Here is a 20319-nt window from a genome sequence, read left to right as displayed (position 1 = left end):
ATCCGCAGGGAGCGCGGCCCGCGATCTCGCCGCCGCGCCAATATCCAGTTCCCGGAGGAAATCGACATGTCGGCCCTGCCGCTCTCAGGCATCAAGATCCTTGACCTCACCCGCGTGCTTGCCGGTCCCCTGTCGGCCCAGATGCTGGGCGATCTCGGCGCGGAGGTGATCAAGATCGAGCGGCCCGGCACCGGCGACGACGCGCGCGCCTTCGGGCCGCCTTACCTGACCGATCCCGAGGGCAAAGCCAACAACAACAACTCGTTCTACCTCTGCGCCAACCGCAACAAGAAGTCGGTCACCGTCAACATCGCCAAGCCCGAGGGGCAGGCGATCATCCGCGAGCTCGCCAAGGACGTCGACGTCTTCATGGAGAACTACAAGGTCGGCGATCTCAAGCGCTACGGCCTCGACTACGAGACGATCAAGGCGATCAACCCCGGCATCATCTATTGCTCGGTGACCGGCTTCGGCCAGACCGGCCCTTACGCGCCGCGCGCCGGCTATGACGCCATCCTGCAGGCGATGGGCGGCCTGATGAGCGTCACCGGCCATATCGACGGCGAGCCCGGCGAGGGCCCGATGAAGGTCGGCCCGTCGATCGTCGACTACATGACCGGCATGAACACCTCGATCGGCATTCTCTCGGCGCTCTACCATCGCGACGCCAATGACGGGCAGGGACAGCACATCGACGTCTGCCTGTTCGACACGGTCATCGCATCGCTGTCGCACTGGCTGCAGATCTACCTCGTCAACGGCAAGACGCCGCCGCGCCGCGGCACCTGGGGCAATGGCGGCATGCCGGCCGGCGTGTTCCGCTGCACCGACGGCGAGCTGATGCTGGTGGTCGGCAATGACGGCCAGTTCCAGCGCACCTGCGCCGTGCTCGGCGAGCCGGAGCTCGCCAACGACAAGCGCTTCATCAAGAACAACGACCGCGTCGTGCACGGCAAGGAGATCATGGCGATCTTCGCCGGGCTGTTCCTGAAGCAGCCGGTGGCCTACTGGCTGGACAAGCTGGAGGAGGCCGGCGTGCCGTCAGGCCCGATCAACAATTTCGAGCAGGTGTTTTCCGATCCGCACGTCCAGTCGCGCGGCATGCGGGTCAAGGTCGACCATCCGTTCGAGCACGACCTCTCGCTGATCCGCAACGCGCTGACCCTGTCGGAGACTCCGATCAAGGACTACCGCGCCCCGCCGCTGCTCGGGGAGCACACCCAGGAGGTGCTCGGCGGCAAGCTCGGCTATGATGCCGGGAAGATCGAGGCGCTGAAGCAGCAGGGTATCATCTAGCGCGCTCTTACCCTGCCCTGGAGGGGGAGGGTCGATGCGCATGCAGCGAAGCGGAATGCGCAGCGGGGTGGGGTGACAGTCTCGCCGCGTCGGACGCTGCCCGTGTTGAGATCACCCCACCCCGGCGCGTTGCGCCGACCCTCCCCCTCCAGGGGAGGGTGAGATAGGCTCGCGCGCCCTCTACGACGACATCGGGACAGCATCACATGACATCAGGCAAAACCGTCATCACCTGCGCCATCACGGGCAACCTCACAAAGCCCGAGCAGTCGCCGTATCTTCCCATCACGCCCGAGCAGATCGCGACATCCGCGCTGGAAGCGGGCGAGGCGGGCGCTGCCATCGCGCACATCCATGTGCGCGATCCCGCGACCGGCCGGCCCTCGATGGAGATTGATCTCTATCGCGACGTGGTGGATCGCATTCGCGCCCGCAACAAGAGCCTCGTCATCAATCTCACGACCGGTCCGGGTGGGCGTTTCGTGCCTTCGATCGAGGATCCCCGCGTCGCCGGTCCCGGCACCACGCTGCTTGCTCCCGAGAAGCGCGTCGAGCATGTCGAGCTGCTCAAGCCCGACATCTGCACGCTCGACCTCAACACCATGAATTCCGGCGGCGAGGTCGTGATCAACACCCCGCGCAACGTCCGCATCATGGCCGAACGGATGAAGGCCGCCGGCGTGCTGCCGGAGATCGAGCTGTTCGATTCCGGCGACTGCCATCTGGCGCGCGACCTGTTCGCGGACGGCACGCTGAAGGGGCCGGGCCTGTTTTCGCTGGTGCTCGGCGTGAAATACGGCTTCTCGGCAACGCCGGAGACCATGTTCTATGCCCGCAGCCTGCTACCGCCGGGCGCGATCTGGTCCGGCTTCGGCATCGGCCGCGCCGAATTCCCGATGGTGGCGCAGGCGTACCTGCTCGGTGGCCATGTCCGCGTCGGCATGGAGGACAATCTCTTCATGTCCAAGGGCGTGCTGGCGAAGACCAATGCCGAACTGGTCGCGCATGCGGCTGGCATCTTGCGGAGCCTGGGGGCGACGGTGGCGACCGCTGCGGACGCGCGCGCGATGTTGGGGCTGATGCAATAGTTTGGCGGCAGCAGTGTGACACTGGCGTGGCCTTGTGCGAGGCTTGCGCGCAATCCCCAAATAAACACGGTCCGTACTCGCACAGGCTTTCGCTTCGCGCGCGACTCTGATTCGATCCTCCCCACTTAAGTCGGGAGGGAACGAATGTCCTACACGATCGGGTTTCAGGCCAAGGACCAGAAGGCAGTGCTGGCGACCGAGGCAGCAACGGCCAACCAGGCCGTCGCCATCATTGCCGCGCTGCGGCAAAGCGCCGACGAAATAAAGTTCATCCGTTCGCCCCAGGAAGGCGAGATGGGCATCGAGATGCTGCTGCTGCTCGCCAAGGAAGAGGCCGAGGAGATGCCGCAGCGGGTGTAACCTCGCCCGGCAGACCACACTTCGATCAGAAGCGAAGCATGCCGGCTGCAGAATGATGTAGTCAGGCGCCAGTCTTGCTCGAACCGAAGGTGGCCTCCGATGAAACGCGAAGCGCTCCGCGTCGAACCGATCTCGACATTCCTCGATCGCGTGAAGGCGCCGACCTCGCCGGTGACGCGCGCCGGCAACATGATCTTCGTTGCCGGCCTGCCGCCATTCGACCCCGAGACGGGCGAGATCGCGGCAGTGCCGATCGAGCGGCAGAGCGAGCGCGTCATGGCGCAGATGAAGCTGTGCCTCGAGACGGCCGGCGCCTCCCTCGACAATGTCATGAAGTGCAACGTCTACTGCACCTCGACAAAGCACTTCGCCGCGTTCAACGCGGTCTATGCGCGCTACTTTCCGATTGATCCGCCGGCGCGGATCTTCGTCTGTACGCCGGAATGGTTCGGCCCCTTCGACGTCGAGATCGACTGCATCGCGATGATGTGAGGGGCTAGCGCGCGTCCCGAGCCATTGCGCGGGCCGGCGCCTTTGCCTCGCTCCGTCCCGCCGTCAATGCCATCGTCGCGACGCTGACCACGCGCGCGATGACGTCCTCGACGTCGTCGAGATCGCATTTGCCTTCCGACAGTTTCGTCAGGCGCTCGCTTTCGCGGATGGTGTGATGCGCCATCGCGAGCGCGAAGTTGAGGCCCCAGTAGATATCGACGTCGCTGCGGTCGGGCAGGGCCCGGCGCATCGCGCCGGCAAATTTCCGCAGGTGGTCGATCTCGCGGTTCTTGATGCGGCGGATCGGCGGCACGGATTCGATCGAGGCGCGGATCATGAAGCGCGCCGCGGTGGAGCGCTGGTTCTCAGGACCGAGGCAGCCGCGCAAGGTCGGGCCGACCAGGGCGCGCAGGATCACCTCGATCGGCGCGCGGCCGCCGCCTTGCTCCTCCGCCGCCTTCAACTCGCGCAGGCGCTCGCGGTTGGTGGCGATCGAGCGGGAGACGAACAGCTCCGCGATCAACTCGTCCTTCGAGCCGAAATGATAGTTCACCGCAGCCAGATTGACATTGGCCTCCGCGACGATGTCGCGGAGCGTGACGTCGCCGAAACCGCGATCGGCATAGAGCCGTTCGGCGGCGGCGAGGATGGAAGATCTCGTATGATCGCTGGCCATGGATTGCCCTCAGGGGAGGGAGTTGCAATTCAAACACTTGTATGAAACTATCGTTTGAAGGCCGGAGAAAGTCAATCCGCATGATGGAATTGCGCCGCATCAAACGCGGCGCGGGTTCCATCAGGTATCTGCGAGCAGCCGGAATGGCGCTTGCGGGTCGCGCGCGGCGGGAGGACAGTCCGGCGCAAAACAGGCTTTCAAAGCGAGAGACGAGGAGCGTCCCATGGATTTCGATCTGTCCCCCAAGCAGAAGGAATGGCTCGACCGCGTGCAGTCCTTCATGGCCAAGCACGTGCGGCCGGCGGTGCCGATCTATAACGAGCAGGATCACAGCGGCGAGCGCTGGAAGGTCATTCCGGTCCTGGAAGACCTCAAGAAGAAGGCGAAGGCCGAAGGCCTCTGGAACATGTTCATGCCGCCGAGCGAGCATGAGGACGACGAATTCCGCGGCGCGGGATTGACCAATCTCGAATACGCGCTGCTGTCGGAAGAAATGGGCCGCATCACCTGGGCCTCCGAAGTGTTCAACTGTTCCGCGCCCGACACCGGCAACATGGAAGTGTTCATCCGCTACGGCTCCAAGGAGCAGAAGCGCAAATGGCTGCGTCCGCTGATGGACGGCGAGATCCGTTCCGCCTTCCTGATGACGGAACCGGCGGTGGCCTCGTCGGACGCCACCAACATCGAGACCCGCATCGAGAAGGACGGCGACCACTACGTCATCAACGGCCGCAAATGGTGGTCGTCCGGCGTCGGCGATCCCCGCTGCAAGATCGCGATCCTGATGGGCAAGACCGATTTCAAGGCGGCCAAGCATCAGCAGCAGTCGCAGATCCTGGTTCCGCTCGACACCCCCGGCATCAAGGTGGAGAAGATGCTGCCGGTGTTCGGCTTCGACGACGCGCCGCACGGCCATGCCCAGGTGCTGCTCGAGAACGTGCGGGTGCCGAAGGAGAATATCCTGCTCGGCGAGGGCCGCGGCTTCGAGATCGCGCAGGGCCGCCTCGGTCCCGGCCGCATCCACCACTGCATGCGCACCATCGGCAAGGCCGAGGAAGCGCTGGAGAAGATGGTGAGGCGGCTCACCTCGCGCACCGCCTTCGGCAAGAAGATCGTCGAGCACAGCGTGTGGGAGCAGCGCATTGGCGATGCCCGTACCAACATCGAGATGACGCGTCTGCTGTGCCTCAAGGCCGCCGACATGATGGACAAGGTCGGCAACAAGACCGCGCAGGCCGAGATCGCCATGATCAAGGTCGCAGCGCCCAACATGGCGCTGAAGATCATCGACGAGGCGATCCAGTCGTTTGGCGGCGCGGGCGTCTCTGATGACGCCGGCCTTGCCAAGGACTACGCCCACATCCGCACGCTGCGTCTCGCCGACGGTCCGGACGAGGTGCACAATCGCGCCATTGCAAGGCTCGAAGTTCGGAAGTATGCAAACTCTCCCAGTCACTAACAGGGAGGGCCGCGTGGCGCTCCCGATCTGAAGAAACGACAGGGCTGATCCGATTGGGGTGACCGCTTGACGCAAGTGCGTCAGCGGTTACCGATTAGGATCATGCTCGACCTGAATTGGTCAGGACTGAAGAGGGAGCGTCACTGTGGCTGACGGCGTCAGGAAAGACGAAGAATTCTCGGGCACCAAGCCGGTCGAGGAGCGGCATCGTTTCGACGAGCTGCGCCTGGAAGCTTGGATGCGCGACAACGTCGAGGGCTATGAGGGCCCGCTGGTCGTTCTCCAGTTCAAGGGCGGCCAGTCGAATCCGACCTACCGGCTCAACACGCCGAACCGCTCCTACGTGATGCGCCGCAAGCCGTTCGGCAAATTGCTGCCGTCGGCCCACGCGGTCGATCGCGAATATCGCGTCATTGCGGCCCTTGGAAAGCAGGGCTTTCCGGTCGCACACGCCTATGCGCTGTGCCAGGACGACAGCATCATCGGCGCCGCCTTCTACATCATGTCGATGGAGGACGGCCGGGTGTTCTGGGATCCGACGCTGCCGAGCCAGGATGCCGACGCGCGCCGGAAGATCTTCACCAGCAAGATCGAGACGCTGGCAAAGCTCCACATGTACGATCCCGTCGCGATCGGGCTCGGCGAGTTCGGCAAGCCCGGCAACTACTTTGCACGGCAGATCGACCGCTGGACCAAGCAGTACCGGGCGTCCGAGACCCAGCACATTCCGGAGTTCGAGAAGGTGGCCGAATGGCTGCCCAAGACCGTGCCGGAGCAGGCGCGCGTCTCGATCGTCCACGGCGACTATCGCCTCGACAACATGATTTTCCACGCGACGGAACCGCGCGTGCAGGCCGTGCTCGACTGGGAACTGTCGACGCTTGGCGATCCCATGGCCGACTTCACTTATCTCTTGATGCAGTGGATCATGCCGGGCCTTGAGGGCGCCGACCTCAAGGCGCTCAACATCCCGAGCGTGGAGGAGGCGGCGCAGATCTATTGCAACGTCACCAAGATGACGGTGCCCGACCTCAACTGGTACTTCGCCTACAATCTGTTCCGCCTCGCCGGTATCACCCAGGGCATCGCCGGCCGCGTCCGCGATGGCACCGCCGCCAACGCCAAGGCGCTGGAGTCCGCCAAGCGCACCGTGCCGCTGTCGAAGGCCTCATGGGAATACGCGCAGAAGGCCGGCGCGGGGTAGGTGAGACAAGGGCGCGGCTGATGGCCGCGCTTTTTAGTTTGTGGTTCGCCGAAAACTCTTGTGTCCCGGACGCGGTGCAGCGCGAAGTGCTGCTCCGCAGAGCCGGGACCCAGTCATGTCGCCAAAGTATTCAGTTCATCGGTGAGATCGCGCCAATCCGGATTGAGCTCTTCGATGAGCTTAAGCTTCCACGCGCGTCGCCAACGCTTCAGCGAATGTTCGCGTGAGCGCGCCTCGAGTATCGACTCGAAGATTTCGAAATAGACTAACAATGTGACGTCATACAGCCGCGTGAAGCCGGGTATCAGCTTGGCTTTGTGTTCGGTCATTCTACGGGCGAGGTCGTTGGTCACTCCGATGTAGAGAGTACCGTTTCGTTTGCTGGCGAGGATGTAAACGAAGAAAGGCATGTCTGCGCAGCCACTGTGTCGATGGCGATACGCTCTAAAGTTGCATGTTTCAATGCCGCCGCCAAGCACTCTGGGTCCCGGCTCTGCGGAGCGTCACTTCGTGCCGCACCGCGTCCGGGACACGAGACCGGATTTTCCGGTGTTCACATCTCTCTCGCCGTAGATGCGGATTAGCGGGGCAGTGTCGCGTCCCGGACGCGCTGCAACGCGTAAGCGTTGCTGCGCAGAGCCGGGACCCAGTCAAGTTACGGATATCGTCTACTCCTTCACACAACGCGCGATCAGCTTCTCCACAAACCCCGCGCATTTCTCCAGCTCTGCCATCTCCACGAATTCATCCGGCGTATGCGCCTGTGCGATCGAGCCGGGGCCGATCACCACCGACGGGATGTCGGCCATGCTGGCGAACAGGCTCGCCTCGGTGCCGAAGGCGACCTTGGCGTGGTCGTTGCGGCCGGCGAGACTCTTGGCGAGCGTGACGATGGCGGCATCGGCCCTGGTGTCGAGGGCGGGGTAGTCGAGGATCTCCTCGAAATCGATGCCGCACTCCGGATGTCGCGCCTTCATCGCCGGTTCGAGCTCGGCTTTGGCCCAGGCGACGATCGCATCCGTCACCTCGCGCGACTCGGTGATGCCGATGCCGCGGCATTCGAAATCCACCGTGCAGCTATCGGGCACGATGTTGAGCGCCGCGCCGCCATGAACGATGCTGGTCAGCAGCGTCGAGTGCGGAACGTCGTAGAGGCTGTCGTTTGATCGTACGGCCGCGAGCTGGACGGCGCGGCGGCGGATTTCGACGATCAGCTCGGCGGCATATTCGATGGCGTTGACGCCTTCGGGCGCGATCGAGGAGTGACGGGCGAGGCCGTGGAACGTCGCGCGTACGCCGTGCTTGCCCTTGTGGCCGATGATGACTTTCATCTCAGTCGGCTCGCCGATGAAGGCGCCTAACGGCTTGACCCTCTTCTTCGCGACCTCGCGCAGCATCGGCCGCACGCCGACGCAGCCGATCTCCTCGTCATAGGAAATCGCCAGATGAATCGGTGTGTTGAGCTTCGCCTCCAGCATCTCCGGCACCATCGCAAGGCACACCGCGACAAAACCCTTCATGTCGGTGGTGCCGCGGCCGTAGAGCTTGCCGTCGCGCTCGATCAGTCTGAACGGATCGTGGCTCCAGTCCTGGCCGACAACGGGCACGACGTCGGTGTGCCCCGACAGCACGAGCCCGGGCCGATCCTCGGGCCCGATCGTGACCCAGAGCGAAGCCTTCTGTCCGGTCTCGTCGACGATGCGATCGCTCTTGACGCCGAGCGCGGCGAGATAGCTTTCGATGTGCGTGATCAGGGGCAGGTTGGTGCGGTCACTGACGGTGTCGAAGCCGACGAGGTCGGCGAGGAGTGTTCGGATACGGTCGGGTCTTGAATTTGGCATTGTCACGTTTTGTTTGGAATTGCGGAAGCTGAGGTTATTTGCACGAACCATACCAACGTGGAGCCCTGATGAGCAAATCAACACAGGTTCGTAGCCCGGATGGAGCGTAGCGCAATCCGGGACCACTGCATCCGCTTGCAGGACCGCCAGATTACGCTTCGCTCCATCCGGGCTACCAGGTAGCGCGTTGCTTGACGGTCTTACCCGCGATTTGTTCCACCGCAGCGAGATCGCGCGGCAAAACCTGCTTGAACAGCGCGAGCGACCGCCGGCCTTCGGCAGGCGGCAGGATGATCGCATGGCGCACAGCGGCTGCGATCAGCACCATCGTCAATTGTGTGAAAGAGGCGAGGGCGGCCGCCGGGACAGCAGGCGCGACCCGCTTCAATGCATCGCTGAGCAGGCCGGCGAGAAAGGTGACATCCTCCTCGTCGATCTTCTGCAAGCTTCGGTCGGCCTGTGTCGCCTGCCAGATGTGATGCGCCACGGGGTGCTCGCGGAACATCTGCTCGTAGCCGTCGGTGATGCGGCACAGTGCGGCGTGCAGGTCGGAGAGTTGCTTCATCTCGGCGAGGTCGCGCTGGACGCAGTCGCGGCCGATGGCATTGCAGCGCTCGGCGAGCGTCGCGATCACGGCGCTCTTGTCCGGAAAATATTGATAGAGCGAGCCGAAGGCGATTCCGGTGCGCTCGACGATGTCGCTCATCCGGAAAGCATCGCCGCCTTTCTTGGCGAGGATCTCGGTGGCAGCCGTCAGGATGCGGTCGAACCGCTCCCGGCTCCGCTCCTGCGTCGGCACCAGCGGCGGGCGCCGCCTGGACGCCTGCGTCGCTTTGCCCGTCCGGCTTGTCCGGTCCTTCATCCTGGTTCCCGCCATCTGCGCTTGACGCCACAAATAAGAGAGTTTATCGCATTTATCAAATGCGAGAACTTATCGTGTTTAGCGGAGGCGTGGCATGCGGCAGGTTTTGACGACCGGGCTTCTCTGGTTTTCGGCAATCGGCTGCGGCCTGATGGCCGGAATCTATTTCGCTTTCTCGACCTTCATCATGACCGCGCTCGGCCGCCTCGATCAGGCCGCCGGCATCGCGGCGATGAACGCGATCAACGTCGACATCGTGCGCTCGCTGTTCATGCCGCTGTTCCTCGGCACGACGGTGGCGGGTGCCGCGCTGGTGGTGATGGGCGTGTTGCGCATCAGCGAGCCGGGTGCGGTGAGCATGATTGCCGGCGGCGGGCTCTATGTCGTCGGCATGTTCGTGGTGACGATGGTGTTCAACGTCCCGCTCAACAACGCACTCGCCGCGATACAGCCATCCGCGCCGGAGGCGGGCGTGGTGTGGGCGACGTATCTGAAGGATTGGGTGGTCTTGAACCATGTGCGGACGGTCGCGTCGGTGGTGTCGACCGCGCTTTGTATCGCAGCGCTGACTTCGTAGACTTCGTAGACTTCGTAGCCCGGGTGAGCGGAGCGACACCCGGGACAACTCATGCCGCGAATCCCGGATGTCGCTTCGCTCATCCGGGCTACAAGACCGTGCGTTGCCCGTCGGGCAAAACACCCGAGCGGTGGGGCAATCCACTCCGTTAAACATATTCCACTTTACCGAAATTCGGAAACGGCGTATGTGTTGCCGCAACCCGGCCCAAGGAAGAGGGGCGTATCGCGATCGTCACGAACGCGGGCCGGGCGGCGGTGGACGCAGGCCACATCGGCGCAAAGGATTTCGCGGGGCGGGTCACCGTGAGCGAAACACCTCGCGCACACGACCGGTGTGATCCGCGTACGGCCAAATCGTGTCGTCCTGGCGCCCGGGGTCTGTGCGCCAAGTCTTGCGGTGATGTGTGTCGTCCAACCGGGCGCTTACATCAGCCATCCGCAAGGCGACGGGGGCAATAGTGCATCGCTCCCCGAGGAGAGCACGACATACGCCGTTCCAACCACTGCGCAGGGAAGGCCGGTTGCTGAGGCTTCACCTGTATGCCGCTGTGCAATTTCTTGTTGCCACCTTTCGCACAGTGGACCGTGGGTGCCCGGCCGGCACCCGGTCTTCCCTGCGCCCTCTTTCAATCGGGGGTGAGGCGATGAAGCAAAGCTCGGGCGAGATAAGCCGCGAGGATGCGAAGCTGTGTCTGCAATAGAGATGCGAATGAAGAAGCGACGCTATCACCACACGCGCCGTCATTGCGAGCGCAGCGAAGCAATCCAGAAGCCCGCCGCGGAAAGACTCTGGATTGCTTCGCTGCGCTCGCAATGACGACGTGGAGAGAATTTCGCGCCACACTCCCGCTCTCGTGCCCCGGACGCAGCGCAGCGCTCCTTCAGCGGTGCGCTGCAGAGCCGGGGCCCATGTATCAGCGAGTTGTGCGGCCTGCTGGGTCCCGGCCCTGCGGAGCGTCACTGCGTGCCGCACCGCGTCCGGGACACGAGGGAGGGCCACTAGACCGGCTTGCCCGTATACGGCATCGACGCCGTCAGACCGCCGTCCACCGGGAATGCCTGGCCGTTGACATACGAGGCCTCGTCGCTGGCCAGGAACAATCCCATCGCTGCGAGCTCGTGCGGCTGGCCGGGGCGCTTGAGGGGGTTGAGCTGGCCGATCTTGTCGGAAGTGCCGCGCTCCTTGGCGCGGTCGAAGATCGGTTTCGTCATGCCGGTCTCAATCAGGCCAGGGCATACCGCGTTGATGCGCACGCCGGTGCCGGTGAGCGAATACGCCGTGGTCTGCACCAGGCTGATCACGCCGGCCTTGCTCGCCGCATAGGGATGACCGCTCGCGCCGGCCTTGAGGCCTGCGACGGACGCGGTGAGCACGATGGCGCCGGACTGCTGCTTCACCATGTGCGGCATCGCATGCTTCACTGCAAGGAACGGCCCGATCAGATTGACGCGCAGCACCTCCTGCCACTGTTCCACGGTCTGTTCGCCGAGCGGGACGAGCCCGCCGGAGACGCCGGCATTGGCCCAGATCACGTCGAGCCGGCCGTGCGTCTTCACCGCCTTGTCGATGACGGCGATGACGTCCTTCTCGGAGCCCGCATCCGCCATCATGGCTTCCGCGACGCCGCCGGCCTTCTTCACCTCGTCGACGGTCTCCTTCACCGCCTCGGTGCGATCGACCGCGATCAGCTTGGCGCCTTCCTTGGTGAAGAGGAGGGCGGCGGCGCGGCCGATGCCGCTGCCGGCGCCGGTGATGATGACGGATTTGCCTTGCAGACGGCCCATGCGTTTCTCCCTTTGGTGTGCCGCACGACGCTTGCCGCGCGACGGAATTTCAAACAAGATTTCAAACGGTAAAGTGTCTTGAGACACGTTCACACCTGACGTACAGCGACATCAAACGGGATGGAAGAGTTTCGATGGCAACCGCAGACAAGTCCAATGTGGTCACGACACGGTGGTGGTGGGTCCGTCACGCGCCGGTGCGCAATGACGGCGGCAACATCTACGGCCAGAGCGATCTCGCCTGCGACACCAGCGATACCTACGTGTTCAATGCTGTTGCCAAGGTGCTGCCACGCAAGGCGGTCTGGTATTCGAGCAATCTGATGCGCACACACCAGACCGCGGAAGCGATCTGGGCAGCAGGTTACCCGAAGCCCGCGTCGATGCCATGGGAAGCGGATCTCGCCGAGCAGAATCTCGGGAAGTGGCAGGGTATGAACCGCGCCGCGTTCATCGCAAGCCGTCCCGTCGGTTCGAGCTGGTTCGCCGACATCAACGAGCCTGCGCCGGGCGGCGAAAGTTTCATGGACCTCTACAACCGTACGCGCCGCACCATCGAGCGGATCAACAACGAGGCCGGCGGGCAGGACATCATCGCGGTCGCGCATGGCGGCACCATCAAGGCGGCGATCGGCCTTGCGCTCGACGGCCAGGTGGAGCGGGCACTGTCGTTCGACATCGACAATGTGTCGATCACGCGGCTCGATTATTTCGCAAGCCCCGAGCGCACGGTGTGGCGGCTGCCGATGGTGAACCAGCAGCCCTGGATCGCCGATGACGCGCACGCGGCAATGCATCAGCCGGCGGGACCGGAAGTCAAGAAGCTCGCCTGAAGCCGTTGCCCGCTTGCGCGGGCGCGGCGTAAGCTTCAAGCCAAATCAAATCATACTCTGGGAGAGAAACATGACCTTGTTCGACATGAAGGGGAAAGTCGCCGTCATCACCGGATCGACGCGCGGCATCGGGCTTGCGATCGCCGAGCGCATGGCCGAGCACGGCGCCAAGGTCGTGATCTCCTCGCGCAAGGCCGACGTCTGCGACCAGGTCGCTAAGGGCATCAACGACAAGTTCGGCAAGGGCACCGCGGTCGCGATCGCCGCCAACATCTCGTCGAAGGAAAATCTGCAAAACCTCATCGACGAGAGCAATCGCGCCTTCGGCAAGATCGACGTGCTGGTCTGCAATGCCGCGTCGAACCCGTATTACGGTCCGCTTGCCGGCATCTCCGACGATCAGTTCAGGAAGATTCTCGACAACAACATCGTCGCCAACAACTGGCTGATCTCGATGGTGGTGCCGCAGATGATCGAGCGCAAGGACGGCTCGATCATCATCGTCTCCTCGATCGGCGGATTGAAGGGCTCGACCATCCTCGGCGCCTACGCGATCTCCAAGGCCGCCGACATGCAGCTCGCGCGCAACCTCGCCTGCGAATACGGCAAGGACAACATCCGCGTGAACTGCATCGCGCCCGGTCTGATCAAGACCGATTTCGCCAAGGCGCTGTGGGACAATCCGGAGAACCTGAAGGCCTCGACCTCGCGCTCGCCGCTGCTCCGCATCGGCATCCCCGACGAGATCGCCGGCGCCGCCGTGTTCCTGGGATCGAAGGCCGGAGACTTCATGACCGGCCAGACCATGGTGATCGACGGCGGCGCGACGATCAGCTGAGGCGTTAGAGCGTCATCCCGGGGCGCGCTTAGCGCGAACCCGGGATCTCGAGATTCTCTGGTGCGCAACTGCGCACCAGAGCTCGATGCTTTGCATCGCCCCGGAATGACCCTTCGGGTCAATCCACCGCCGCGTAAACCAGATCCCGCACCAGCGTCCGCGTGTAATCGCGCTGCCCCGGTCCCTGCGACATAAACACGACGAACAGATCCTCCTTCGGGTCGATCCAGAAGAACGTCCCGGCAATGCCGCTCCAGAAATACTGGCCGACGCTGCCGGGGAAGGGCGCGATGCCGGCCTCGCGGCGGACGGCGAAGCCGAGACCGAAACCATGGCCGGGCGACAGCAGCGTGCCGTTGGTCACGACGTGTGGTCCGAGGTGATCGGACGCCATCAGCTCCAGCGTCTTGCGCCCGATGATCCTGACACCGTCGAGCGTGCCGCCGTTGCGCAGCATCAACGCGAAGCGGGCATAGTCCATCGTGGTCGAGACGAGGCCGCCACCGCCGGATTCCATGACCGGCTGCTCCAGCATGTTGAACAGCGCGACCTTGTCGCCGGTCCAGGGATCGGCCGCGAATGGCTCGGCGAGCCTGCTGGCATTGGCCTCGCTGGTCGAGAAGCCGGTTTCGGTCATCTGGAGCGGGGCGAGGATGCGCTCCGTCAGGAACGTGCCGAGCGACTTGCCGCTGACGACCTCGATGATGCGGCCGAGGATGTCGGTGGAGCGGCTGTAGTTGAACTCGTCGCCGGGGTGGCAGACCAGCGGGAAGCTCGCCACCAGCGCGGCGTGCTCCGCATTGGTGATCTTGCGGCTGCGCACCCGGGAGTCCTGGTAGATCTTGTGCACGGGGCCGTCGCCCTGGTGCTCGTAGGTCAGGCCCGAGGTGTGGCGGAGCAGGTCCTGCACCGTCATCGGCCGCTTGGGCGGAACCAGTTCCAGTCTGCCGCCGCTGACCACGCCGACTTTCTGGTCTGCGAACTCCGGAATGAACTTGGCGACGGGATCGCCGAGCAGGAGGTGGCCGTCTTCGACCAGCGCCATGATGCCGACCGAGACGATCGGCTTGGTCATCGAGAAGATCCGGAAGATCGAATCAAGCGCCATCGGCGCTGATACAGCCGGGCTCTGCTTGCCGAGCGCCTCGAACCAGCCGACCTGGCCGCGCCGCGCCACCAGTACGGTCACCCCGGGGACGGTTCCCTTGTCGATCTCGCGCTTGAACGCGTCCGACATCGCCTGGAGGCGGGGGCGCGACAGGCCCAGCGTCTCGGGCTTGGCCTCGGGCAGAGGCGGGGTTTTTGGCGCGGTTGCAGAATTGAGGGCGGCTGTCGCAGAGGCTGTCGCAGTCATGGGCACTCCCGGTTGCTCTTATTATCGGGAACGGACTGTGGCCCAGAAGGCGCGGCACGAACAAGCGAAGCCAGCGCGCTTCACCCTTGCAATCCGTCCTTGCAATCCGGGCGCCCCCTGTGCTTGAAAGCGGCCCTGATCCTGAGCGGCGACGCGAGGGTCCGTAGGAGTGTAGCTCAATTGGTAGAGCACCGGTCTCCAAAACCGGGGGTCGCAGGTTCGAGCCCTGCCACTCCTGCCAGCTAATCCACAATGGGATCGACAGGCAGGACGGCGCCAGGCCGAAAGCTCGGACCGTGGATCATGTGGACTGGGTAAGCCCTTGATCCGGATCAGGTCCGCAAGGCGGGGCCGCAAGCTGCCCGGCCTGCCAGACCTTGACCTTTGGCCCCATCCGCAGTAGATACCCGGCACTCGCAGCCGGCCCGTTAGACGCGGATCTCCGGCGCGGCTTTGAAATCCCCGAACAATCGAGCCCGGTTTCCGGCTCATCCTTCGAGATAGAGGGCTGGGCCAACGGCGGCTGTTCGGATCCCTGAAATTCATTCGCGTCTGTCGACGGACGTTGGACATCAAACGATGGCAGTCAGCCCGTTCAAGTTTTTGCAGGAAGTGCGCTCGGAGACCGCCAAGGTCACCTGGCCGACCCGTCGTGAGACCACGATCACCACCATCATGGTGTTCGTGATGGTCGCCGTGGCCTCGATCTTCTTCTTCGCCGCCGACCAGATCATCCGTTATCTCATCACCTTCCTTTTGGGCATCCACTGATGGCAACAGCCGCTGCAACCCAATCGTCCGACAAGCGCTGGTACATCGTCCACGCCTATTCGAACTTCGAGAAGAAGGTCGCCGAATCGATCCGCGAGCAGGCCAAGCAGCGCGGGCTCGAGGAGCTGTTCGAGCTGGTGCTGGTTCCGACCGAGAAGGTCACGGAAGTGCGCCGCGGCCGCAAGATCGACGCCGAGCGCAAGTTCTTCCCGGGCTATGTGCTGGTGAAGATGAAGCTGACCGACGAGGCGTTCCATCTGATCAAGAACACGCCGAAGGTCACGGGCTTCCTCGGCGCCGAGAACAAGCCGATGCCGATCTCGGAATCCGAGGCCATGCGCATCCTGCATCAGGTGCAGGAGGGCGTGGAACGGCCGAAGGCGTCGGTGTCGTTCGAGATCGGCGAGAACGTGCGCGTGGCCGATGGCCCGTTCGCCTCGTTCTCGGGTGTGGTCGAGGAAATCGACGAGGCGCGCTCGCGCGTGAAGGTCGCGGTGTCGATCTTCGGTCGCGCCACGCCGGTCGAACTGGAATTCGGTCAGGTCGAGAAGGTCTGACCGGGTAACGCGCGAGACTTCGGTCTCACGCAACAAGAGGCCGTGGGAGGGAGAGGGCGGTTGCCAGCCGCATCCGACCCAGACCACGAACCTGAAACCGCCGGCCTGGCCGGCACAACAGGAGTGATACATGGCAAAGAAAGTGACCGGATACCTGAAGCTTCAGGTCCCGGCCGGTGCGGCGAATCCCTCGCCCCCGATCGGTCCCGCGCTCGGTCAGCGCGGTCTCAACATCATGGAGTTCTGCAAGGCGTTCAACGCCCAGACCCAGAAGGAAGAGAAGAACACCCCGATTCCCGTCGTGATCACGATCTACGCCGATCGTTCGTTCACGTTCGAGATGAAGACCCCCCCGATGTCCTTCTTCCTCAAGCAGGCTGCCAAGATCCAGTCCGGCTCGAAGGCGCCGGGCCGTGACAAGGCCGGCAAGGTGACCAAGGCGCAGGTGCGCGAGATCGCCGAGAAGAAGATGAAGGATCTCAATTGCGATTCCATCGAGTCGGCCATGAAGATGGTCGAGGGCTCCGCCCGTTCGATGGGTCTGGAAGTTGCGGGGTAAGCGGTCATGGCAATCGGAAAGCGTTTGAACAAAGCCCGCGAAGGTGTTGACCGCGAAAAGCTTTACCCGCTCGCGGACGCCATCAAGATGGTCAAGGAACGCGCCAAGGCGAAGTTCGACGAGACCATCGAGGTCGCGATCAATCTCGGCGTCGATCCGCGTCACGCCGACCAGATGGTCCGCGGTGTCGTGACCCTGCCGAACGGCACCGGCCGTACGCTCCGCGTCGGCGTGTTCGCCCGCGGTGCCAAGGCTGACGAGGCCAAGGCCGCAGGTGCCGACGTCGTCGGCGCCGAAGACCTGGTCGAGAAGGTGCAGAACGGCTCGATCGATTTCGACCGCTGCATCGCCACTCCCGACATGATGCCGCTGGTCGGCCGTCTCGGTAAGGTGCTGGGCCCGCGCGGCCTGATGCCGAACCCGAAGATCGGCACCGTGACCATGGACGTCACCGGCGCGGTGAAGGGTGCCAAGGGCGGCTCGGTCGAGTTCCGCGTCGAGAAGGCCGGCATCCTGCAGGCCGGCGTCGGCAAGGCCTCGTTCACCGAGGAGAAGCTGGTCGAGAACATCAAGGCCCTGGCTGACGCTGTCACCAAGGCAAAGCCGGCCGGCTCCAAGGGTACTTACATCCAGCGCGTTGCGGTGTCCTCGACGATGGGCCCGGGCGTGAAGGTCGAGCCGGGCACCATTCTCGGCTGAGGTTTGGAAATTGCATGAGGCGAGGGGCGGAATTGGGCAACCGATTCCGCCCCTCGTCGTTTGTGACGGCGTTCATCGGAAGCAAGAACCGGGAAACAAGAACAATGGCTGACAAGGTCCTGATCTACTCGCGCTTTCCGAAGACGATGATGGCGCGTTTCGCCGAGCGGTTCGAACTGCTCGACACTGGCGGCAAGCCCGCGCGCGAGGTGTTTTCGGCCGATGAGCTCGGCGGCATCCGCGCGATGCTCACCGCTGGCGGTACGCCGCTGGGCGCCGAGGCGATGGACCTGTTCCCAAAACTCGGCGCCATCGTCTGCTACGGCACCGGTTATGACGGCGTCGACCTGAAGGCCGCGGCCGCCCGCAACATCGCGGTCGGCCACAGCCCGGGTGCCAATGCGGCCTCGGTCGCCGATATCGCAATGACCCTGATGCTGGCAACGACCCGGCGGATCCTGGTCGCCGACCAATATGTCCGCAGCGGCGACTGGGCGGGATCGAAGCAGTCGCCGATGATGCGGCCGCAGGCCGGCATGCCCGGCCGCCGCATCGGCATCTACGGCATGGGCGAGATCGGCCGCAAGATTGCCGCCCGCTGCGCCGCGTTCGAGAGCGAGGTCGGCTATTTCAGCCGCAGCAAATACGATCTGCCCTATCAATTTTTCCCGACGCTGGAGGCGCTCGCCGATTGGTGCAGCGTGCTGATGATCGCGGTCCGGGCAGGGGCCGAGACCCAGCACGTCGTCAACGCCGATATCCTCAGGCGCCTCGGGGAGCACGGCTACGTCGTCAACATCTCCCGCGGCTCGGTGATCGACGAGAAGGCCCTGGTCGCGGCGCTCTCCGACAAGACCATCGCCGGCGCCGGCCTCGATGTCTTCGAGAAGGAGCCGCACGCCCCCGACGCGCTGACCGCGCTGCCCAACGTGGTGTTAGCCCCGCATATCGGCGGTCACACGCTCGACTCGCACATCGCTATGCAAAACTGCGTGCTGGCGAACCTGACCGCGTTCTTCGAGGGCAAGCCGCTGCCCTACGGCGTGAGAGCCGACTAGCGGCCAGCGAACTCTCGGAACCACTCCTGCAGGTCGCGTCGCAGCTTCTCGTCTGGCACGGCCGCGATGCGGACGGCTGCCAGCTGACGCAGCAGGCTGGTCGCCGTGGTCACCGATTTCTCGTCGGGATTGCGGTTCCAGCCCGCGGCAGTGAGATAATCATGTAGCAGCTTGTCGGGTACCCGATCGAGCTGGTGTGCGAAGAATTCGCGTTCCTCATCCCTGCGGAAAAAATAGACTCTCTTGAATGCGATTGCGCGTCGCGCGAACGCGTCGCTCGCATCGTCCTGGACCAAGCGGAAACGCCGCTGCTGTTCGGAGAGATAGTTCTCGGACCCGAGCCGCGGCTGATCGTCGTGCGCGAGACGCAACGCCATTTCGTATTGCCATATCTGAAGATCGCGCCGGGTGGCAAAGATTTCCTCGGCCTGTGGCATGTAGGCCGTAAGCTCTTCGCGGTGCATTCTAATTTGGAAACGCGCCTGGGTGTGGTCGCTGCCGTCGACGATCGGATTGCTGATGAGCGCAATGATGTCTTCGACGAATTTGCGCTTGCGTCGCGGTTGAGCCGCGCCCAGAATTTGTAGAGCTTCTGATCATCGCAGCATTGGACAAATCGCGCCGCGACTCCGATGAGTTCGTCATCGACGTATCCGCTGCCTTGAACCTGAAGGGCGATATCGAGCGCGGGGAACGGATTTTTCGTGAGGGCCAGCTGCTGTGCGCGCTGGGAGAGCTCGACATTGCTCGTTTCGACGAATTTCAGTGGCGCTTTCCAGTCAATTCCATAGACGGCGGCGGCGAGATCCTCGCCCGAGAACGCGGGTCCCCCCACTTGAATCGACTGACGTGGCCCGACCGAGGCATACGTCCAGAGTGGCGTTGGGTGAGGGTTGTTGCCAAGAAACGGCAGGTAACTCAGAACGGTTTGGCGGCCGTAGCGCCACGTCGCCGCAACGCGCTCGTCGCCATCCTGTCGGATGCTAATGGTGCCGGAGTTACAGCAGCCGTCGCCGAGAAGCGGCTCCGCGGGCTGGGTGCGGATCACAAGGCCGTCCGGAATGGCAACCAAAATGGTGGTCTTCAGGCACTGATCGGTGCGTCCAGAGCTGCGCAGCTGGCTGGAGCGGAGCAACTCGTCTGCATCGCAATCCTTGGCCGCGGCAAGCTGTGTCGCATGAATTGCACCTACGCGGCCCTGTTTGTCGGTCTGAGCGTGGACGAAGCTGTCGATGGTGTGGTCAACGAGGAGCGTGATGCTTCCGCAGCACGGCTGTCCCGGACCCACGATCGTGAGCGTCCGCATGCTGCGCAACTCGGCCGGCACCGGACGGCTGGCGAGTGACTGATCCAAATCCCTGGCGAACTCGTGCCGGTTCCAGACCGAAGCGAAGTACCATGCTGCAAAGAACAGGAGCGGAGCGACAGTCAGGCCCGGAAGTTTCCGATAGATCCCGAATATCGCGATCCCGCTGATGGCGACGAGCCAGGGGAAATTCAGGTATCCGGGCATGACGGCGAGAGCCAAGACGCCCAAAAGTCCGAACCATCCGCCCATCAAATGCGGTAAGTTCAGCAACGACACGTAGGTACCTGCAAGCGCCACGAGACCGAGAAGAAGAGTGGCGGCGTGCCGGATCATTGCTGTCGAACCTGTTCCCCAGAGGATGTGGGTTCAACCTGTAGCTGAGAGACGTTGCTTGATCCGTAATGCGTGCATTCCGATGTGCTATCGGGCAAAAAGGCTTCGCTAACCTTCTGCCGGAACGCGCCTTCGCGCGGTCTTAACCCCCGCCGGCAACGGATTGGAACTGGTGTGAATTTTGCTCTTGGCAATCGGGCTCCGAGCGGTTAAAGAACCGCTTCCGGACGTGCCGGCCTCGGCTGGCGCGTTCGTGCACGCATTCAAAAATCCGACACGACAGGAGATCATTCCTTTTCAGGACGTCCGTGAGGATTTGCCCGGAAAAGGAAGGAAAACCCGTCAGTTGGTGGGATGCGGGCAGAG

22 protein-coding genes and 1 tRNA gene are annotated in these 20319 nt (G+C 63.5%); 16 read left to right on the top strand and 7 right to left on the bottom strand.

Going from position 1 to position 20319, the window contains the following annotated elements:
- Positions 1 to 66 precede the first annotated feature (66 nt).
- From NLM25_RS27690 to NLM25_RS27675, 4 genes are all read left to right on the top strand, one after another.
- A complete protein-coding gene (locus tag NLM25_RS27690) occupies positions 67 to 1296 on the top strand; it encodes a CaiB/BaiF CoA-transferase family protein (RefSeq protein WP_254139089.1) in 1230 nt (409 codons plus the stop codon).
- A 206-nt stretch (positions 1297 to 1502) separates the two neighbouring features.
- On the top strand, positions 1503 to 2384 hold the full coding sequence (locus NLM25_RS27685; protein WP_254139088.1) for a 3-keto-5-aminohexanoate cleavage protein: 882 nt from the start codon (positions 1503 to 1505) through the stop codon (positions 2382 to 2384).
- 144 nt (positions 2385 to 2528) lie between these two features.
- Positions 2529 to 2744: a hypothetical protein gene (locus NLM25_RS27680; RefSeq protein ID WP_166342295.1), complete on the top strand. Its 216-nt coding sequence runs from the start codon at positions 2529 to 2531 to the stop codon at positions 2742 to 2744.
- A gap of 99 nt (positions 2745 to 2843) precedes the next feature.
- Positions 2844 to 3236, top strand: coding sequence for a RidA family protein (locus tag NLM25_RS27675; RefSeq protein WP_254139087.1), 393 nt, complete (start codon positions 2844 to 2846; stop codon positions 3234 to 3236).
- A gap of 4 nt (positions 3237 to 3240) precedes the next feature.
- On the opposite strand, the gene NLM25_RS27670 is transcribed toward NLM25_RS27675, so the two are convergent.
- The gene (locus NLM25_RS27670; protein WP_254139086.1) at positions 3241 to 3912 is read right to left on the bottom strand and encodes a TetR/AcrR family transcriptional regulator; all 672 of its coding nucleotides are present in this window, start codon (positions 3910 to 3912) and stop codon (positions 3241 to 3243) included.
- Between the two features lie 223 nt (positions 3913 to 4135).
- Here NLM25_RS27670 and NLM25_RS27665 point away from each other — a divergent pair, with 223 nt between their 5' ends.
- Together NLM25_RS27665 and NLM25_RS27660 are read left to right on the top strand one after the other, a co-directional pair.
- Positions 4136 to 5371, top strand: a complete 1236-nt coding sequence (locus NLM25_RS27665; RefSeq protein WP_254120495.1) for an acyl-CoA dehydrogenase family protein — start codon at positions 4136 to 4138, stop codon at positions 5369 to 5371.
- A gap of 145 nt (positions 5372 to 5516) precedes the next feature.
- On the top strand, positions 5517 to 6575 hold the full coding sequence (locus NLM25_RS27660) for a phosphotransferase (RefSeq protein WP_254139085.1): 1059 nt from the start codon (positions 5517 to 5519) through the stop codon (positions 6573 to 6575).
- A gap of 113 nt (positions 6576 to 6688) precedes the next feature.
- On the opposite strand, the gene NLM25_RS27655 is transcribed toward NLM25_RS27660, so the two are convergent.
- From NLM25_RS27655 to NLM25_RS27645, 3 genes are all read right to left on the bottom strand, one after another.
- A complete protein-coding gene (locus NLM25_RS27655; RefSeq protein WP_254139084.1) occupies positions 6689 to 6985 on the bottom strand; it encodes a GIY-YIG nuclease family protein in 297 nt (98 codons plus the stop codon).
- Positions 6986 to 7243: 258 nt separating this feature from the next.
- Positions 7244 to 8416, bottom strand: coding sequence for an acetylornithine deacetylase (argE, locus tag NLM25_RS27650; RefSeq protein WP_254139083.1), 1173 nt, complete (start codon positions 8414 to 8416; stop codon positions 7244 to 7246).
- Between the two features lie 172 nt (positions 8417 to 8588).
- Positions 8589 to 9278 (bottom strand): TetR/AcrR family transcriptional regulator, encoded by a 690-nt coding sequence (locus NLM25_RS27645; RefSeq protein ID WP_254139082.1) that lies wholly within the window; start codon positions 9276 to 9278, stop codon positions 8589 to 8591.
- Positions 9279 to 9372: 94 nt separating this feature from the next.
- On the opposite strand from NLM25_RS27645, the gene NLM25_RS27640 reads away from it, so the two are divergent.
- A complete protein-coding gene (locus tag NLM25_RS27640; RefSeq protein WP_254139081.1) occupies positions 9373 to 9855 on the top strand; it encodes a DUF1772 domain-containing protein in 483 nt (160 codons plus the stop codon).
- A gap of 1001 nt (positions 9856 to 10856) precedes the next feature.
- On the opposite strand, the gene NLM25_RS27635 is transcribed toward NLM25_RS27640, so the two are convergent.
- Positions 10857 to 11642, bottom strand: coding sequence for an SDR family NAD(P)-dependent oxidoreductase (locus NLM25_RS27635; protein WP_254139080.1), 786 nt, complete (start codon positions 11640 to 11642; stop codon positions 10857 to 10859).
- A 134-nt stretch (positions 11643 to 11776) separates the two neighbouring features.
- Here NLM25_RS27635 and NLM25_RS27630 point away from each other — a divergent pair, with 134 nt between their 5' ends.
- Complete coding sequence (locus tag NLM25_RS27630) at positions 11777 to 12475, top strand: histidine phosphatase family protein (protein ID WP_254139079.1); 699 nt, start codon at positions 11777 to 11779, stop codon at positions 12473 to 12475.
- Between the two features lie 70 nt (positions 12476 to 12545).
- Positions 12546 to 13313: an SDR family NAD(P)-dependent oxidoreductase gene (locus tag NLM25_RS27625; RefSeq protein ID WP_151649639.1), complete on the top strand. Its 768-nt coding sequence runs from the start codon at positions 12546 to 12548 to the stop codon at positions 13311 to 13313.
- 118 nt (positions 13314 to 13431) lie between these two features.
- On the opposite strand, the gene NLM25_RS27620 is transcribed toward NLM25_RS27625, so the two are convergent.
- Positions 13432 to 14667, bottom strand: coding sequence for a serine hydrolase (locus NLM25_RS27620; protein ID WP_254139078.1), 1236 nt, complete (start codon positions 14665 to 14667; stop codon positions 13432 to 13434).
- A gap of 165 nt (positions 14668 to 14832) precedes the next feature.
- Between NLM25_RS27620 and NLM25_RS27615 the strand changes: the two genes are divergently transcribed.
- From NLM25_RS27615 to NLM25_RS27590, 6 genes are all read left to right on the top strand, one after another.
- A tRNA-Trp gene (locus tag NLM25_RS27615) sits at positions 14833 to 14908 on the top strand.
- A gap of 338 nt (positions 14909 to 15246) precedes the next feature.
- A complete protein-coding gene (gene secE / locus NLM25_RS27610; RefSeq protein WP_007611620.1) occupies positions 15247 to 15438 on the top strand; it encodes a preprotein translocase subunit SecE in 192 nt (63 codons plus the stop codon).
- Positions 15438 to 15995 (top strand): transcription termination/antitermination protein NusG, encoded by a 558-nt coding sequence (gene nusG, locus NLM25_RS27605; RefSeq protein WP_015685389.1) that lies wholly within the window; start codon positions 15438 to 15440, stop codon positions 15993 to 15995. Before secE ends, nusG begins: the two co-directional genes overlap by 1 nt.
- A 130-nt stretch (positions 15996 to 16125) precedes the next feature.
- On the top strand, positions 16126 to 16554 hold the full coding sequence (gene rplK, locus NLM25_RS27600) for a 50S ribosomal protein L11 (protein WP_006611824.1): 429 nt from the start codon (positions 16126 to 16128) through the stop codon (positions 16552 to 16554).
- A gap of 6 nt (positions 16555 to 16560) precedes the next feature.
- Entirely contained in the window at positions 16561 to 17253 is a 693-nt protein-coding gene (gene rplA / locus NLM25_RS27595) for a 50S ribosomal protein L1 (protein WP_018322253.1), read from the top strand.
- 104 nt (positions 17254 to 17357) lie between these two features.
- Entirely contained in the window at positions 17358 to 18311 is a 954-nt protein-coding gene (locus tag NLM25_RS27590; RefSeq protein ID WP_254139077.1) for a 2-hydroxyacid dehydrogenase, read from the top strand.
- Here the strand turns inward: NLM25_RS27590 and NLM25_RS27585 are convergent.
- A complete protein-coding gene (locus tag NLM25_RS27585; RefSeq protein WP_254139076.1) occupies positions 18308 to 18775 on the bottom strand; it encodes a hypothetical protein in 468 nt (155 codons plus the stop codon). The two genes, NLM25_RS27590 and NLM25_RS27585, sit on opposite strands and share 4 nt — an antisense overlap.
- A gap of 143 nt (positions 18776 to 18918) precedes the next feature.
- Here NLM25_RS27585 and NLM25_RS27580 point away from each other — a divergent pair, with 143 nt between their 5' ends.
- Positions 18919 to 19656: a hypothetical protein gene (locus NLM25_RS27580; protein WP_254139075.1), complete on the top strand. Its 738-nt coding sequence runs from the start codon at positions 18919 to 18921 to the stop codon at positions 19654 to 19656.
- Positions 19657 to 20319: the final 663 nt, after the last annotated feature.

It is taken from the genome of Bradyrhizobium sp. CCGB01 (assembly GCF_024199795.1).
Taxonomy (GTDB): Bacteria; Pseudomonadota; Alphaproteobacteria; order Rhizobiales; family Xanthobacteraceae; genus Bradyrhizobium.
The sequence above is the reverse complement of the archived record's forward strand: the minus strand, read 5'-3'. Positions and strand labels throughout refer to the sequence as shown.